Here is a 17,052-nt window from a genome sequence, read left to right on the forward strand (position 1 = left end):
TGGGCCCGCTCGGCGCGGGCGCGGGTCTCGCGTTCGATTCGGGCGGCGCGGCGCAGCGAATCGGCCTTACCCCGCACCGATTCCGCCCGCTCCTCGGCGGTGCGCACGGTGAGCCGGGCCTCCACCTCTATGGCGCGCGCCTCGGCCAGGGCGGCGGCGGCTTCCTCCCGGGCCTGGGCGGCGGATTCGGTACCGGCCGCACCGAGACCGTCGGCGTCGATACCATCCTGTTCCCGTTCGGCGTGGCGCAGCCGGTCCTCGAGTTCGGCGAGCGCGGTCACCGCCTCCTCTCGGCCCGTCTCGGCCTGCGCTCGCTGCGTGGTGAGCCGTTCACATTCGGCCTGCGCGGTGCGGGCGGCCTGGCCGAGGCGGCCGAGTCGGTCGTAGATGGCCACCAACGCCTGATCGGATTCATACAAGGCGAGCAGGGCGTGGTCGACGGCCTCCTTGCGTTCGGCCTGTTCCTCGAGCGCCCCGGCCAGAGCCGCCTCCAGTTCCTCGGCATGCCGGCGGGCCGCGACCAGTTCCGCCTCGGCCGCATCGATATCGGCTTGAATCTCCAACCGGTTGGGGGCCCGATCGGAACCACCGATGAGCCAGCCGGACCCGGCCAGGTCGCCGTCGCGGGTGACCGCCCGCAGAGTCGGATGCGCGACCAGCAGATCGGCGGCGGCATCCAGATCGTCCACCACGACGACCCGGTCGGTGAGGGCCACGATGGCGGCGCGCACCGAGTCCGGGCAGTCCACCACGTCGACCAGCCGGTGCGCCGTCGCCGGCAGTTCCGGAATCTCCGACTCGGCGAAACCGGCGGCGCTGCCGTAGACCAGCGCCGCGCGTCCGCCGTCGGCCTGTTTGAGGTCGCGAACGGCGGTGTAGGCGGTGGTACCGGATTCGGCGGCCACGGCGTCGGCGACCGGCCCCAGGACCGCGGCCGCGGCGGCCTCGAAACCGGCGTGCACCCGGAGCAGCCCGGACAACGGGCCCAGCAGTCCGTCGGAGTGGTGCTCGGCGAGCCAGGCGGCGCCGTCGCCGCGGGCCAGATTCATCCGGAGCGCATCGATGCGGGCGGTCAATGAGGCGACCCGTTTGCCGGCATCCCGGTCTTGGGCACGGAGTTCGGCGACCCGCTGATCGGCCAGGACCATGGCCTCGACGGCATGTTCGTGCTGAGCGTCCAGTCCGGCCTCGCCCGCGTCGAGTTCGGCGAGCTCGTCCTGGACGGCGTCGTATTCCACCTGCGCGTCCTCGCCGCGGGCCCGGGCCTCGGTGATGGCCGTGGACAGCCGAGCGATATCCGCATCCATCGATTGGGCCCTGGTGCGCATGTTCTCCACCTGCCCGGAAAGGCGGACCAGGCCCTCACGGCGGTCGGCGATGGCGCGGACGGCGGCCAGATGCGCCTGCTCGGCGGCCTTGGCGGCGCGCTCGCGTTCGGCGAGGGCGTCGCGGGCGGATTCCAGGGTTTCGATCGCGATCTCCACCGCCGCACGGAGCTCGGCCTCCTCGGCCTCCACCCGGTCGGCCTCGGCCTCGAGCTGTTCGGGATCGCGGCCGGTACCGGCCGGGGCGGCGGTGTCGAGGTGCCGGGCCCGCTCGCGGGCGATGCGGATGGTGGCGTTGACCCGTTCGGCCAGCGCCGACAGCTGGAACCACAGCCGGCCCGCGGCCTCCGCGCTGGGGGTGAGCCGGGACAGCTCGAACTCCTGCTCGGTCAGCGCGGCATTGGCGGCGTCCAGCTCCGCCCGCACCGTGATCTGCTGTTCCCGGGCGTAGGCTTCCTTGCTCTGTTGGCTTTCCAGCTCGGCGCGCCGGGTGACCAGGTCGTCGGCGGCCAGGCGCAGCCGAGCGTCACGCAGGTCGGCCTGGACGGTCTGGGCGCGGCGTGCGACCTCGGCCTGGCGCCCCAGCGGCTTGAGCTGGCGGCGCAGCTCGGTGGTGAGGTCGGTGAGTCGGGCCAGGTTGGCCTGCATGGCCTCCAGTTTGCGGAGAGCTTTTTCCTTGCGTTTGCGGTGTTTGAGGACGCCCGCGGCCTCTTCGATGAAGGCGCGGCGGTCCTCGGGGCGTGATTCCAGGATGGCCGAGAGTTGGCCTTGGCCGACGATCACGTGCATTTCCCGGCCGATACCGGAGTCGCTGAGCAGTTCCTGGACGTCCATCAGCCGGCAGGAGCTGCCGTTGATCTCGTATTCGCCCGCACCGTCGCGGAACATCCGCCGGGTGATGGACACCTCGGCGTAGTCGATGGGCAGCGCGCCGTCGGAATTGTCGATGGTGAGGGTGACCTCGGCGCGGCCCAGCGGCGCCCGGCCGGCCGTGCCGGCGAAAATGACGTCCTGCATCTTGCCGCCGCGCAGCGCCTTGGCGCCCTGCTCCCCCATCACCCAGGTGAGCGCGTCGACGACATTGGACTTACCGGAGCCGTTGGGCCCGACCACGCAGGTGATGCCCGGTTCGAACCGCAGTGTCGTCGCGGACGCGAAGGACTTGAAGCCCTTCAACGTCAAGCTCTTCAAGTGCAATCCGGCGACCCTTCTGTGTTCGATGGCGCCGCCTTCGACGGCGCGGGTCGGGGCCCTCGTGGCCTCGGGCCTTCCCTCCCTCCGCACCGCCGCCGACGCGACGTCGCTCCGGTCGGTCCGGATTCCGACCACCGAGGTGAGGCTTCCGCGAGGGCAGGGGTCGAGTATCGGCTGTCTCGATTTCCCTCCGCTCACCGCTCCGGTCGGTCCGGACCCGAGGCGGCCCCGGCCACCACGGCGAATGGTATAGACAGCGATGTTATGCGACCGGAGTATCGGGACAGGTTCGGGTCCATCCCCTGGTCCCGGCGCCGCCGCGCCTGCGGCCTACGGGACAGCCCTGGGGTGTTTCGGAAGAACTCGGTAGCTCGGGCGATACGGTTCAGGCCCGCCGTCTCCCCAAACCGGCTTCGATACCGGTGACGGCGCGGAATGCCAGGACAACGCCCCACGGGACGATCACCCAGAACGGCCAGAAGTAGGTGAACTCGCCGACCCCGATCGAGATGGCGGCCCAGATCAGGAGCACCAGCGCACTCACCGACAGCCAAGCGCCCGCTTCGATCCGCTGCCAGATCGGGATACGGGGCCGCCGCCGGGGGGAGCTCTTGTCGAGACCGGTGGATTCGACGGCCGGCGTGGGCAGATCCGATAGAACCAGCGTCAGCGCCTCACGGGTCGGCGTGCGGTAGACCTGCGCGACCCGCTGGTCGTATTCGGCCATCTCGATCCGGCCGTCGGCCATATGCCTGCCGAGCAGACGCACCACCTGATCACGTTCGGCATCGGAGGCCCGGGTGCCCGACGAGATATCCATAACCACCACTCCCTCGAGACAGGTCCACGCTCCATAGTGGAATGCAACCAGAATGGTCCTTCCACTATGGGATGTCAAGGTGTCGTGGTTGACGATCCGACCGGAACTCCCGAGCCGCCGCCGAACCGGGCCGAGACGTCCGGCGACAGGCTCAGAGGATCGCGAAGGCGATGACCAGCCCGAGCGCGAAATGCGCCGCCGCGACCACCAACACCTCGGTCGTATAGCCGTCCGCGTGCAGCACGGCGCCGATATCGACACCGGCCACCCGCTCGACCACCCGCACCGAGACCACCTGCGCGACAATGCCGACCAGACCGAAGATCAGCGCGGCGATGAGCCCCTCCAACAGCCGGCCCCCCGAAGAGAAGATCGCCAACACCACGATCAGCGCCATACTCACCATCCCAGCGGCCGCCACGATGATGGCGTTCGGCTTGCCCTCCAGCACCAGATCGCGCAGCCGGCCCGGGGTGGTCACATCGATGGCGAAGAAGCCGATCAACATCAGCACCAGACCGATGAGAGCGTAGAGGAGAATCGCCCCCACGCCCTCACCCAGCGAACTCCAGTAGCCCGATTCGAGGGCGAGTGCGGTCATCTATGTCCCTTCCGAGGAGTGACGAGAACGAGAGGGGAGCCCGGTGGCGCCCTCAGGTGACGATTCGGTGCGGTACGAAGGCGGCACCGTCATCGGTGATCAGGCCCGCGGTCTCGCGGATCCCAAGCCCGGCGGCGCTGTCACCGACGATCCAGGCGCCCAGCACCGGACGCATATCGTCGAAGACCGGCAGCGGATCGAGCAGCTGATACACATAGCCCTCTTCGCCGTAGACCCCACCGGTGGAGGTTTCCATTCCGGCGCCCACGATCGTCATATTCGCGCCTTCGCGCCCGAGTTTCGGCTTCTTGATGTACTCGGTCAGCTCATTCGGGCGATCCAGGTAGGCGGGCAGCAGATTCGGGTGACCGGGATACATCTCCCACAGCACGGCCAGAATCGCCTTGTTGCTGAGCAGGGTCTTCCACAGCGGCTCGATCCACAGCACCTCCGGCAGACTGTCCACCACCCGCCTGCCGAATTCGTCGTCGAGCGCCCATTCCCAGGGATACAGCTTGAAAATCGATTCGATCGGCGCCTCGGCCAGGTCCACGAACCGCCCCAGCTCGGTATCGAAGCCGACTTCCTCGATAGGCAGCGCGACGGTGTCGAACCCGGCCTCGGCCGCGGTCTCCTGCAGATAGGCCGTGGTGACATTGTCCTCACCGGTGGCGTCGGCACTCGACCAGCTGAAATGCAGATGGCTGCCGGGCAGCACCTCCCGCAGCGAACGCCAACGCTGCACCAGCTGTTCGTGCAGCGAATTCCACTGGTCGTCATCGGGGTACACATCGGTGAGCCAATGCCACTGTACGATAGCCGCTTCCAACAGCGAGGTCGGGGTATCGGCGTTGTACTCGAGCAGTGTGGGAGGACGACGGCCGTCGTAGCGCAGGTCGAACCGTCCGTAGACGTGCGGATCGGCACGCCGCCAGGATTCGGTGATCGGACCCCAACTCCATTCGGGCAGGCCGAAATCGGCGAACCGCTCGGTGAGCACGATCTGTTCGACCGCCTTCAGGCACATGGTGTGCAGCAGTTCGACAGCGGCCTCGAGCGCGAGGATCTCGTCCATCTCGAACTCGTAGTACACCGACTCGTCCCAGTAGGGTCGCGGCTGCCCACTCGCGTCCCGACCCGGCGCGCCGTACACCAGTCCCTGGTTCTCGATGGTCTGTTGCCACCCCGGCCTGGGGTTCGCGCGGACACGACGCATATCAGGTGCTCCCGCCGGACCGGCTGCCGAGCCCACCGCGCTGGATCACCATTCCGCTCTTGGTCTTGATCTCGGCACTCTTGGGTTTGACGGTGGTGCCGCCGGTGGGCGGTTTGCCGATCGTATTGGGGCCGCCGTAGTAGTACCGGTACTGCGTCCCGTGCAGCAGCAGGATCCCGCCGACCCCGGTGGAACCGGAGCGCGAAGCCCGCTCGCAGTAGTCGTCGTCCACGACGACCTCGTTGCCCTTCTCATCGAGCACGGTGCAGTAGGCGGTGACCCGGTCCGGAGCGGCGATCGCCCGGTAGGCGAGATAGCCGCCCCCCACCAGCGCGGCGACACCGACCACGGCGGCCCCGCCCATCATCACCCGCTTGCGGGTGCGCCGTTTGGCCTGCTCCGCCGCCTCCTCGGCCCGGGCCGCCTCCTCGGCACGTCTGCGGGCCTTGTCCCTGGCCCGCGCCTCGGCGACCGTCGGCGGGCGTGGGCGGGTGACACCTGGCTCCTGGCGTTCGATACTGCCCGGCGGCTGTTCCGGCGGTCCCGGTGGCCGTTGATCCGGCCGGGGCTCGTCCCCGCCCGACGTACCACCGCTATTCGGGTCCTGCGGACCATCCGCACCTGGGTACTGGTCGCTCATCGCCGCCTCCCCCGAGTCACCGAACCCTGCACTACCGCTCCTCGAATCCACGCAGATCTCCCCGCGCGGGCTCCCAGCTTTCCACAACCAGAGTCACCCGACCGGGGGTTTCGCCGGATCGCAACAACTCGAGCAACCTTCCGGCCGCGGACCGCGGTCCCTCCGCGACCACCCGCACCCGTCCGTCGGCGGTATTGGTGGCATGCCCGACCAGACCCAGTTCCAGTGCCCGGGAGCGGGTCCACCAACGGAAACCCACACCCTGGACCAGCCCGTGCACCCAGGCGGCGAGCCGGACGGTTTCCGCGTCGCTCGACGGAAGGGGCGTCACGCGGGTGTCTCGCGCTCGTCGAGGGTATCGATATCGAACGACAACGTCACCGTGGTACCCGCCTTCAGGGTCCGGCCCACGGTGCAGACCTTGTCGACGGCGCGCTGGACGGTCACCAGCAGCCGCTCCCGCGCCTGTTCGTCGAGCTCGCTCAGATCCAGTTCGACAACCTCGTCCAACTGCGGGTAGACCTCGTTCTCCCGATCGGCGGCGCCGGAGACCCGGATGGTGGTGTCGTAGTCGTCACCCAGCCGGCGCGAGAGCGGGAAATCCGAGCTCATACCGGTGCACGCGGCCAAGGCGATCTTGAGCAGTTCGCCGGGTGTGAAGACACCGGGAACACCCTCCGACCCGATCAACACCTCGGCACCGCGGGAGCTGCGGCCGGTATAGCGCCTGGTTCCGGTGCGTTCCACCCACAACGTGGTGGGACCGGGCGCGGGTGTCGCGGACGGTCCCGCACCGGCGGTCGGCGCGGCGGTATCTGTTGTCACTGGGGTGGCGGTGTGTTCGGCCATGGCTCCGATCCTGCCATCCGGAAAGCGGCACCTGTTCGCCCGCCGTGCGCCGGCCGTGGGCGCCGCGGTCATTCTTGGAAGCGATACCCCATCCCGGCCTCGGTGAGCAGGTGCTTGGGTCGGGACGGGTCGTCTTCGAGTTTGCGCCGCAGCTGCGCCAGATACACCCGCAGGTAATGCGTTTCGGTGGCATACGACGGCCCCCACACCTCGCGCAGCAACTCCCGGCGCCCGACAAGTTTGCCGCGGTGGCGAACCAGCATCTCGAGCATGCCCCACTCGGTGGGCGTCAGATGCACGGGAACGCCGTTGCGGATCACCTGTTTGGCGGCCAGGTCGACGGTGAACGAGGCCGTGACCACCACCGGCTCCGCGGGCGGCGCGTCGGTGGCGCCCCGCCGCACCGCGGCGCGCAGCCGGGCGAGGAGTTCGTCCATGCCGAAGGGTTTGGTGACGTAGTCGTCCGCGCCGGCGTCGAGCGCCTCGACCTTGTCCGCGGAATCGGTACGGGCCGAGAGCACGATCACCGGCACCGAGGTCCAGCCGCGGAGTCCGGCCAGCACCTCGAACCCGTCCATATCCGGTAGACCGAGGTCGAGGATCACCACATCCGGATGCCTGTCCGCGGCGATCCGCAACGCCGCGGTTCCGGTGCCGGCGATATGCACCTCGTAACCACGCACCGACAGGTTGATACGCAGCGCACGCACGATCTGCGGTTCGTCGTCGACCACCAGCACCCTGGTCGTCGGTCCCGGTGAGGTCTCGGTCATCACAGTTTCCTGTTTCGGCGAAGGTATGCCGACCGTACCGTCCCCGACGGGTGCGACGGTGCGGTCAACGGTGGGCGTCGTCATGTGCGCCTCTCGAGGGGGACGATGCGCGGTCGGCGGAGCCGGCGGAGCGGACGGCGCCCGGCGATGCCGACCCATCGGCGGGCGCGGTATCGACGGCCCCCGCGCACGCGGTATCGGGCGCATCCGAGGCGGACCGCGGCGGCACGGAATCCGCGGCCGGTAGCTCCACCAGCATGGTCAATCCCCCGCCGGGGGTCGGTTCGGCATGGACGGTGCCCGACATCGCCTCCACGAACCCGCGCACCACCGTCAAACCGAGTCCGATACCGGTGGTGTTGTCTCGATCCCCGAGCCGCTGGAACGGCTCGAACAGCCGATCCTCCGCCCCGTCCGGAACGCCGGGACCGCTATCGATGACGGCGATGAGAACCTGCTCACCGTCGCGCTCGGCGGTGACCCGCACCGGCGTGCCCGGAGGGGAATGCCGCAGCGCGTTATCGATCAGGTTGGCCAACACCCGTTCCAGCAGACCGCCGTCGGCGCGGACCGCGTGCGCGCCGACCGAGACGCTCACCCGTTCCATCGCCGCCCGGCGCAGTCCCCGGGCACCCATCCCGACACCGATGAGCGCCTGGTGCACGACCTCGTCCAGGTACACCCGGCGCAGCTGCGGGGTCACCACCCCGACCGCGAGCCGCGACGAATCCAGCAGGTTGCCGACCAGGGCGGTGAGCTGGTCCACCGATTCCTCCACGGTCTCCAGGAGTTCGGCGGTGTCCTCGGCCGAGAACTCCACCTCGTCGCTGCGCAGGCTCGATACCGCGGCCTTGGCGCCCGCCAGCGGCGTACGCAGATCGTGGCCCACGGCCTCCAGCAACGCGCGCCGCAACCGGTCGGCCTCCAGCAACGCCGCCGCGGCACCGGCCTCTTCGGCCAGCAGGGCCTGACGCACCAGGCCCACCGCCTGATTGGCCACGGCCGCGAGCACGGGGCGGTCTCCCGGGGCCAGCGGACGCCCGGAGAGCAGCAACCAGTGCAACCCGTCGCCCGCCTCGACCGCGGTCTCGGCGGCCGCGGGGTCGCGCGGGGGGTCCGAACCGACAGAGGCATGCACCGTATCGCCGGCCACCAGGGCGACCGCGCGCTGACCGTAGGTCTCGCGTACCTGCTCCAAGAGCTTCGGCAGGTCCGCGCCGTGCAGTACCGCGCCGGCGAACATGGTCAGCAGTTGGGCCTGCCGCGACGCCTTGCGGGCCTGTCCGGCGCGTGCCGCCGCCATATCCACCAGCGCGGCGACCGCGACGGCGACGATGAGCAGCACCACAATGGTGATGAAACTGTCCGGGTCGGCAATGGTGAAGCTGCGGCGCGGCGGGGCGAAGAACCAGTTCAACAGCAGTCCCGCCAACAACGCGGAGACCGCGGCGGGAGCGACACCGCCGAGCAGCGCCACCGCGACGACCCCCACGAAGAACACCGCGCTCAGCCCGCCGAGCGCGAGCACCGGGTCCAGGATGGCGATACCGAGGCCGCAGACCATGGCGGGCACCGCGACCGCCGCGACCCACGCCCACAGGCGACGGTGCGTGGTGAAGGAACGCCGCCGCAGACCGCGCCGCCCCGCCTCCTCATGGGTGACCATGTGCACGTCGATCTTGCCGGACTGCTGCACCACCGCGGTGCCGATGCCCTCGTCGAGCACCCGCGCCCAGCGTGAGCGCCGCGAGGTTCCGAGCACCAGCTGGGTGGCGTTGACCTCGCGCGCGAACTCCAGCAGCGCCTCGGGCACGTCGTCGCCGGTCACCGTGTGCAGGGACGCGCCCAGGCCGGTGGCCAGTTCCCGCAGCCGGGCCAGACGCTCGGTCGACACCCCGGCAAGCCCGTCGCCGCGCACCACGTGCACGACCAGCAGGTCGGCACTGGACTTGCTCGCGATCCGTCCGGCCCGACGGACCACGGTCTCCGACTCGGGCCCGCCCGTGACCGCGACAACCACCCGTTCGCGCGCCTCCCACAGTTCGGTGATGTGATGGTCGGCCCGGTATTTCGCCAGCGCCGCATCGACCTGGTCGGCCAGCCACAACAGGGCCAACTCGCGCAGGGCGGTGAGATTGCCGGGCCGGAAATAGTTGCGCAGCGCGGCATCGACCCGTTCGGCGGCGTAGACATTGCCGTGGGAGAGCCGCCGGCGCAGGGCCTCGGGTGTGATGTCGACCAGTTCGATCTGCTCGGCGCGGCGTACCACCGCGTCCGGTACGGTTTCGCGCTGATGCACCCCGGTGATCTGTTCAACCACGTCGTTGAGGCTTTCCAGATGCTGGATATTCACCGTGGAGATGACATCGATCCCCGCGTCGAGCAGCTCTTCGATGTCCTGCCAGCGCTTGTCGTGCGCACTGCCGGGGACGTTGGTATGGGCCAGTTCGTCGACCAGTACCACCGCCGGGCGGCGCCGCAGCACCGCCTCGACATCGAGTTCACCGAATTCGGCACCCCGATAGCGCACAGTCTTCGACGGTATCCGTTCGATACCGGCCAGGAGTTCCGCCGTTTTGGCCCGACCGTGCGTCTCCACCACGGCCGCTACCACGTCACGGCCGCGTTCGATCCTGCGGTGCGCCTCGGCGAGCATGGCATAGGTCTTACCGACCCCGGGAGCGGCGCCGAGGTAGATCCGTAGTTTGCCGCGCCTCACCGTGCCGTCATCGCCTGCTGCGCACCGCCACCCGTACCCGGCGATCCCGAGCGGCCGCGGCCGTGCCCGCGGCCCGGATGAGCAGGGCGGCGCAGATGAAACCGACGATCAGCGCACATGTCACCAGCGACATCGCAATCCTCTCCGCATCCGATACAACGACCGGTTGCGCCGGAGTGTTTCCGTCTGGCCGGTCTCCTGTTTCTACCCGTGCGACCACGGCGCGAGACGGATCTTTACGGGGTCTTGACGCTTCGGCGACGGTGATGTGTACCACCGCGAGCCTCGTGACCTGGGGAAGGCGAGGTCATCGCCGGGGACTGCACAGCGACGGATCGGCCAGTTCCGCACAGGGCGTGTTGCCGTGGGCCCGTACCACGTCCTGACCGGTGTCGTGGGTGAGGAACCGCAGGAAACCGGCTCCCAGTGATCCGGCCGGAAAATCGCCGTGACCGAACGCGTACTCCACACCCCAGAACGGATAGGCGCGATCGGTGACCGTGGCCCGGTCGGCGCGGTGTCCACCGATCGTCACGGTCACCACCCCGGAGGTCGCCGAAGCGGTGCCGAACTCGCTGTAGCCGATGGCGCCGGGTGTCGCCGCCACCTCGGTGAGCACATTCTCGCTCACCGCCACCTGACAGCGCCCCGGCCCGGTCCCGCGTCGCAGGTCCCGACAGGTGATATCCGGGGTGGGCGGCTGTTGGGCGTCGAGCAGCCGAGCCTCGAACGTATAGCGGGTGCCCGAACCGGCGTATCGGTTGATCACCCGCACCGGCAGGTCGGCACCCCCGAGCCGGTTCCAATTGTCGACCCGGCCCAGGAACAGGTCACGGATCTGCTCGACCGTCAGGTCCCGGACGCCGGTACTCGGATGCACCACCATCGCGAACAGTGACAGCGCCAACGGCCGCTGCACCAGCGTCGGATAGTCGCCCCCCTTGGGGGCGTCCCCGATCACCAGCAGGCCGGGGTGTTCGGCGCCCTCGTCCTCGAGCCGGTTCATACCGAGCTCGCTGCCCTCGAAGTCGAACTCGAAGCGCGCACCGGGGCATGTGGTGGCGTACCTGTCCGCGGCATCCCGGATGACCGGCGCGAACGCCGTGGAGCCGATCACCGTGAGCTCACCGGTCGCACAGCCCAACGGCAGCCGATCCGGTTCGACGGCGGCGACGACGAACTGCGCGCCGATCACGAGCACCAGGAACGCGACGAGCGCCATCATGAGCAGCGACACCCGGCTCCGACTCTGGGTCAAGACGATCCGACCACCCTTGATCAGGCCGTGCAGCTGAGGGTCCGGGTATATCCCCGACCCGGCCGAGCGCTGCAGAATCGCCAGGATCTTGTAGTGATCGGCCCGGTTCAACGGCACCTTCGGCAGATCGATCATGCCGGTACGCGTGTCGGTGTCCTCGCGCACACCGATACCGGAGGCGGGGTCCAAACAGTCTCCGAGGCCCGGATCGCTCAGCTCGGTGACCGCCATCCCGATGACCCGCCGCTGCGGGAAACGCAGGTGCAGGCCGACCCTCGCGTTCGACGGCCCCGCGTAATCCTCGGCATCGATACTGGTAGCGCCGTTGTTCTCGATCCGAATCAGGACCACCGACAGATCTCGCAACGGTGGGCCGCTCCCGTCACCGGTCGGGCGCAACTGTGGCAGCACGCCGGGGTACACCGATTCGATCTCACCGGTGACCGGAGTATCCATCTGCACGCGCCAGCCGAGCTGTTTACGTCCGACGAATACGAACTCCCAGAGGAATGCCCCCACCGGCACCGCGATACCGATGATCGCGAGCACGATATTCACAGCGTCGCCCACCAGTTCCCCATCCCCGGATCCGGACACCGCACCCGAACTTTCGGCCGCCGATCACCGAATCAGCGCGGGCACCAAGACTATTCGACAGCCAGTAAACCCGAACACCGACGGCCGTGCCAGTCAGCTCCCGCGGCTGCCAGTCCACTCCAGCAGACCGTCCACGGGGAAGGTGTTGATGATCCGGGCCGGCGGTACACCGTTTGCCACGGCGCGAGCGCACCCGTACCCCTGCCAGTCGAGGTGGCCGGGGGCGTGCGCGTCGGTGTCGATGGCCAGATCACAGCCTGTCTCGACCGCGAGCCGAATCAGCCGCCCGGGCGGACCCCGCCGCTCCGGGCGGCTGTTGATCTCGACCGCCGTACCATGGCGGCGGCAGGCCTCGAACACCGCCTCGGCGTCGAACACCGATTCCGGGCGGGTGCCGCGCCCTCCTTCCACCAGCCGGCCGGTGCAGTGACCCAGGATGTCCACATTCGGGTTCGCCACCGCGGACACCATGCGGCGGGTCATCGTGTCGTGGTCGTCGCGCAACCGCGAATGCACGCTCGCCACAACGATATCCAGTTCGGCGAGGAGCTCGGCGTCCTGGTCGAGCCCCCCGTCGGCGAGGATATCGACCTCGATACCGGTGAGGACGCGGAAGGGGGCGAGTTCGGCGTTCAGCTCGGCGACCATCTCGAGTTGGCGGCGCAAACGCCGCGCCGGCAGGCCATTGGCGATGGTGAGCCGCGGCGAATGATCGGTGAGCGCACAGTATTCATGCCCGAGCGACCGGGCACAGGCCATCATCTCGACGATCGGACTACCGCCGTCCGACCAGTTGGAATGGGTGTGCAGATCGCCCCGCAGCAGGGTGCGCAGTGGGCGACCCTCCGGTCTGATCGGACGGGCCGCGGTGCGCAGCTCGCACAGGTACTCGGGCACCCGGCCCGCATATGCCTGTTCGATCACAGCGGCAGTCTTCGGGCCGATACCGGATAGTTCCCGCCAACTATCGACCTCACGGTGCCGAGCCAATTCTTCGTCGGTCAGCCCGGCCAGGGTATCGGCGGCCCGCCGGTACGCCTGTACCCGATGGGTCGACTCTCGGGCCCACTCCAACCAGAAACCGATTTCCCGCAGGGCCGCGATCGGGTCGGGAGGCCGTGGATCAGCGGCCGGACTCCCGGCCGTGCCGCCGGGACCGTCGTCGTCCGGTCCCGCGGTCGGACCGGACGATACGTCCTCGCCACCGTTGCCCATGCCGGTATCAGCGGGCCCGGGCGTATTTCACGAACACGACACCGTCGTCGAACATCTGACTGGTGACCACCCGGAACCGCTCCGGTTCGGGCAGCCGCCGACCGGTCCCGAACAATGACCGTCCCCGCCCGAGCACGATCGGATACAGCTTGAGGAAGAGCTGATCGATCTCCGGCAGCAGCGCTTGGGCCAGTTCACCGCCGCCACACAGCCAGATCCCCAGTCCGGGTTCTCGTTTGAGTTCCCGCACCCGGCCGACGGGGTCGGCCGGGATCAGCTCTACCGCCGGGTCCGGGCTCTCGGGCAGGGTGGTGGACACCACGAACTGGCGCAGATGCGCGTACGGGCTCGAGGTGCCGGTGCGCACGCCGAAGTCGTGGGTTTTGCGGCCCATCAGCACGGTGTCGAAAGTGGCGTTGCGTTTATCGATGCCGAGGGCCTCGCGCACCTTCGTCGGCAGTGTTTCCGGATACTGAGCGGTGATGGCCGGACTGTGGTCGCCACCGACCGGGAAGAAATCCACGGCCCCGTCCTCGGTGGCGATGAAACCGTCGATGGTCGCGGCGACGTAATAGGTGAGCTTGCGCATGGCTCCTTCCCGGGCGACCGGAATGGTCCGGTTCGTCAGGACACGAACGGGCGTGCTCCGCGGCCTCGACTGCCTCCTCCGGGACCGCCCCCTCGTGCCACTTTCCGGTTTGCCCGTTAAAACGGTAACTCGCCATCGGGCACTAGAGCGACCCTGTGACGTCGAACGGAAGACATCGCCACTGCCCGTGCGGGCGGTTCTCAGGGGACTACCGTCGCCGGGCCCGCTCGGCGGCCACCGCGGGCTGGCACCGGGGGCAGGAATACGAGGAACGGTTCATGAACTTCTCCCGCACGATCGGCGCGCCGCAGCGGGTGCAGGGTTCGTCACCCCGTCCGTACACGGCCAGTGATCGCTCGAAGTATCCGGACTGCCCGTTGACGTTCACATACAGGGCGTCGAACGAGGTGCCGCCCGCGGCCAGGGCGTCCGCCATCACGGCCCGGACCTCGGCGAGCAGGGTGCGGACCACGGGTCGGGTGAGGTCGGCGGCCATCCGCCCGCCGTGGATACGGGTACGCCACAGTGCCTCGTCGGCATAGATATTGCCGATACCCGAGACCACGGTCTGGTCCAACAGCACCCGTTTGATCTCGGTGCGTTTACCGCGCACGGCCGCCACCGCGGCCTCGATGTCGAACCGGGGATCGAGCGGATCTCGGGCGATGTGAGCGACCGGTTCGGGTACGGCGGCACCGTCCACCTCGACCAACGGTGCCAGCGCCCACCCGCCGAAGGTGCGCTGGTCGACGAACCGGAGTTGGGTGCCGTCGTCGAGGTCGGCACGGATATGGGCGTGCTTCTCCAAGGGGGCGTCCGCGGGCTGCACCAGCATCTGCCCGCTCATCCCCAGATGGACGACGAGCGCGGTGCCACCGGGGCCCGAGCCCGGCTCGTCGAAGGTCAACCACAGGTATTTGCCCCGCCGCCGAGCGGCGTCCACCCGCAGTCCGGTGAGCCGCGCCGCCAAATCCGCGGCACCGGCGATATGCCGACGCACCGAACGCGAATGGGTGACGGTGACCGACTCGATGACACGACCGCGCACATGCTCGTCCAGACCGCGCCGGACGACCTCGACCTCGGGTAGTTCCGGCATATCAGGATTCGGCTGTCAACGCCCGGTACGCCGCACCTGCGGCCTTCTGCTCGGCTTCCTTCTTCGACCGGCCGACGCCCTGACCGTAGGGGTTGCCGCTGATCACGGTGGTGGCGGTGAACTCCTTGTCGTGGTCGGGGCCGGTGGAAGTGATCTCGTAGCCGGGCACTCCGAGTCCGCGTTCGGCGGTCAGCTCCTGGAGGCTGGTCTTCCAGTCCAGGCCGGCGCCCATGCGGGGACCGCGTTCGAGCAGGTCGGCGAACAAACGCAGCACCACACCGCGGGCCACATCGATACCGTGCTCCAGGTGCACCGCGCCGAGCAGCGATTCCATCCCGTCGGCGAGGATGCTCGGTTTGTCCCGGCCGCCGGTGAGTTCCTCGCCCTTGCCGAGCAGCAGGTGCGCACCCAGTCCATCCTCGCCGAGCCCGCGGGCCACCTCGGCGAGCGCGTGCATGTTCACCACGCTCGCGCGCAGTTTCGCCAGCTCGCCCTCGGATTTGTCCGGGTGCTCGTGGTAGAGCCGCTCGGTGATGCTCAGGCCGAGCACCGAGTCACCGAGGAATTCGAGGCGCTCATTGGTCGGCAGGCCGCCGTTCTCGTACGCGTAGGAACGATGAGTGAGCGCCAGTCTCAGCAGATCCGGCGAGATCTCGACGCCGAGCGCCGCGAGCAGGCTCGTGTGGTCACCGGTGGCGCGGGGTGCGTCCTTGCTCGCTGTCACGAGTGCCCCGCCCCGAATCAGACGGCCGAGGCGACCTGACGGCCCCGGTAGGTACCGCAGGACGGGCACGCGATATGCGGCAGGGTCTTCTCGCCACAGGCCCGGTTCGGGCAGGTGATCAGGGTAGGCGCAGCGGCCTTCCACTGGCTGCGCCGCGACCTGGTGTTGGAACGGGACATCCGGCGCTTGGGAACGGCCACGACTACTTCTCCTCTGTGCTCTTACGTGATGTATGGGCGGTATGGTCCTCGGTGGCCGCACCCTCGTCGGGGCTGCCGCTGCCGGGCGATCCGGTGGCGAATCTCGCCAGCCCGGCCCAGCGGGGGTCAAGTATCTCATGCCGGTGATCGGGACCCGCAATCGCCATCCGCACGCCACATTCCGGGCACAGTCCCGCACAGTCGGGGGTGCACAGCGGCTGCAACGGCAGCTCCAGTCCGAGCGTGTCGACGATCAGCGGTCCCAGATCGATCAGGTCGTCGTCCATCCGATAGATCTCGTCGTCATCGGCGGTCTGATCGGTGGCGCTGTCGGGGTAGGCGAACAGCTCGGTCAGTGGCAGTTCGATGCGGTCGGTGAACGACTCCAGACAGCGCGAGCACTCACCGGCCAGCGGTGCCGCGACGGTTCCGGTGACGAGCACCCCTTCCGATACCGCCTGCAACCGCAGATCCAGGCCCACCTCGGCGTCGGCGGGCACCCCGATCAGGTCGAGGCCGATACGGTCGGTCGTGGTGACCGTCCGTCGCAGATCGCGCATGGATCCCGGCGCACGGCCGAGGCTGCGCACGTCCAGCGCGAAACCGGAGTCCGGCGCACGGCGCGTGCCGCTGCGTGAACGCGAAGCGGAGTCGGCGGGCATCGAGATCACTCCAGAAGGGGTCGGCTGTTCGGGACGGTTGACCAAAGGGCAACCACTCCACAGTACGCGAACAGAATATCGTCCACCACGGTGACCGGAACGGCCCCGACCCGTACCGCAGCCTGATGCCCGTCCGCACAGTCCACTTCGGGCCGGTGCCCACCGGAGCGACGTCGCGCCGGCGATATCGGCCGGCGAAGCCCACCGAGACACCGCCCCATCTCCACCCTCCCGGACACCTCACCACGGTGGGTGGAACCCCTGAGTCCGGATGACCGCAGCGATGTCGGGCAGCGGCGGCGCGGAGAGAAAGACCCGGGTCACGAGAGCCCGAACAGCACCCCGAAGGAGGCGAAATCCCACACCGCCTACCTCGGCCTCCGGACCGATCGCAGCAACACCACGCGGCGGCGCGTGGAAAAATCCGGGGCTACGAAAACCACAAAGGGTTGCGGCCCGTCTCGCGTTTCAGCGCCCGAAGCGCATGTGCCGAAGGCACGAGTCTCGGGCGCTGAAACGCGAGACCCGCCAGGGCCGCAACCCCGCGCCGGCGGAGCCGGCGCAATCGGAT

At 68.9% G+C, this 17,052-nt stretch carries 17 protein-coding genes; all 17 read right to left on the reverse strand.

The window, feature by feature from the left end; genetic code table 11:
* Positions 1–2,522: chromosome segregation protein SMC (smc, locus tag ON20_RS17405; RefSeq protein WP_040836893.1), on the reverse strand; the 2,522-nt coding region annotated here is incomplete at its 3' end.
* 382 nt (positions 2,523–2,904) lie between these two features.
* The gene (locus ON20_RS17410) at positions 2,905–3,339 is read right to left on the reverse strand and encodes a DUF1707 SHOCT-like domain-containing protein (RefSeq protein WP_040836851.1); all 435 of its coding nucleotides are present in this window, start codon (positions 3,337–3,339) and stop codon (positions 2,905–2,907) included.
* Between the two features lie 151 nt (positions 3,340–3,490).
* Positions 3,491–3,940 carry a DUF350 domain-containing protein gene (locus tag ON20_RS17415; protein WP_040836853.1) on the reverse strand — a complete coding sequence of 150 codons (450 nt, stop codon included), beginning with the start codon at positions 3,938–3,940 and terminating at the stop codon, positions 3,491–3,493.
* A gap of 52 nt (positions 3,941–3,992) precedes the next feature.
* Positions 3,993–5,156 carry a glutathionylspermidine synthase family protein gene (locus tag ON20_RS17420; RefSeq protein WP_040836856.1) on the reverse strand — a complete coding sequence of 388 codons (1,164 nt, stop codon included), beginning with the start codon at positions 5,154–5,156 and terminating at the stop codon, positions 3,993–3,995.
* A 1-nt stretch (position 5,157) separates the two neighbouring features.
* On the reverse strand, positions 5,158–5,796 hold the full coding sequence (locus ON20_RS17425; protein WP_245547288.1) for a hypothetical protein: 639 nt from the start codon (positions 5,794–5,796) through the stop codon (positions 5,158–5,160).
* 31 nt (positions 5,797–5,827) lie between these two features.
* Positions 5,828–6,127: an acylphosphatase gene (locus tag ON20_RS17430; RefSeq protein ID WP_040836857.1), complete on the reverse strand. Its 300-nt coding sequence runs from the start codon at positions 6,125–6,127 to the stop codon at positions 5,828–5,830.
* Entirely contained in the window at positions 6,124–6,645 is a 522-nt protein-coding gene (locus ON20_RS17435; protein ID WP_040836859.1) for an OsmC family protein, read from the reverse strand. Before ON20_RS17435 ends, ON20_RS17430 begins: the two co-directional genes overlap by 4 nt.
* A 68-nt stretch (positions 6,646–6,713) precedes the next feature.
* Positions 6,714–7,418, reverse strand: coding sequence for a response regulator (locus tag ON20_RS17440; RefSeq protein ID WP_040836895.1), 705 nt, complete (start codon positions 7,416–7,418; stop codon positions 6,714–6,716).
* A gap of 64 nt (positions 7,419–7,482) precedes the next feature.
* Complete coding sequence (locus tag ON20_RS17445) at positions 7,483–10,137, reverse strand: sensor histidine kinase (RefSeq protein WP_083865001.1); 2,655 nt, start codon at positions 10,135–10,137, stop codon at positions 7,483–7,485.
* A 7-nt stretch (positions 10,138–10,144) separates the two neighbouring features.
* The gene (locus ON20_RS39930; protein ID WP_281032884.1) at positions 10,145–10,270 is read right to left on the reverse strand and encodes a hypothetical protein; all 126 of its coding nucleotides are present in this window, start codon (positions 10,268–10,270) and stop codon (positions 10,145–10,147) included.
* Between the two features lie 174 nt (positions 10,271–10,444).
* Entirely contained in the window at positions 10,445–11,965 is a 1,521-nt protein-coding gene (locus ON20_RS17450; RefSeq protein WP_040836897.1) for a substrate-binding domain-containing protein, read from the reverse strand.
* 120 nt (positions 11,966–12,085) lie between these two features.
* Entirely contained in the window at positions 12,086–13,207 is a 1,122-nt protein-coding gene (locus tag ON20_RS17455; RefSeq protein ID WP_083865002.1) for a PHP domain-containing protein, read from the reverse strand.
* Positions 13,208–13,214: 7 nt separating this feature from the next.
* The gene (locus ON20_RS17460) at positions 13,215–13,796 is read right to left on the reverse strand and encodes a dihydrofolate reductase family protein (protein ID WP_040836860.1); all 582 of its coding nucleotides are present in this window, start codon (positions 13,794–13,796) and stop codon (positions 13,215–13,217) included.
* A 208-nt stretch (positions 13,797–14,004) separates the two neighbouring features.
* A complete protein-coding gene (gene mutM / locus ON20_RS17465) occupies positions 14,005–14,895 on the reverse strand; it encodes a bifunctional DNA-formamidopyrimidine glycosylase/DNA-(apurinic or apyrimidinic site) lyase (protein WP_040836863.1) in 891 nt (296 codons plus the stop codon).
* 1 nt (position 14,896) lies between these two features.
* Complete coding sequence (gene rnc / locus ON20_RS17470) at positions 14,897–15,619, reverse strand: ribonuclease III (RefSeq protein ID WP_040836864.1); 723 nt, start codon at positions 15,617–15,619, stop codon at positions 14,897–14,899.
* Between the two features lie 17 nt (positions 15,620–15,636).
* A complete protein-coding gene (gene rpmF, locus ON20_RS34530) occupies positions 15,637–15,819 on the reverse strand; it encodes a 50S ribosomal protein L32 (RefSeq protein WP_083865003.1) in 183 nt (60 codons plus the stop codon).
* Between the two features lie 2 nt (positions 15,820–15,821).
* Positions 15,822–16,481, reverse strand: coding sequence for a YceD family protein (locus ON20_RS17475; RefSeq protein ID WP_040836900.1), 660 nt, complete (start codon positions 16,479–16,481; stop codon positions 15,822–15,824).
* Positions 16,482–17,052 lie beyond the last annotated feature (571 nt).

The sequence above is a fragment of the Nocardia brevicatena NBRC 12119 genome (assembly GCF_000308495.1).
GTDB lineage: Bacteria > Actinomycetota > Actinomycetes > Mycobacteriales > Mycobacteriaceae > Nocardia > Nocardia brevicatena.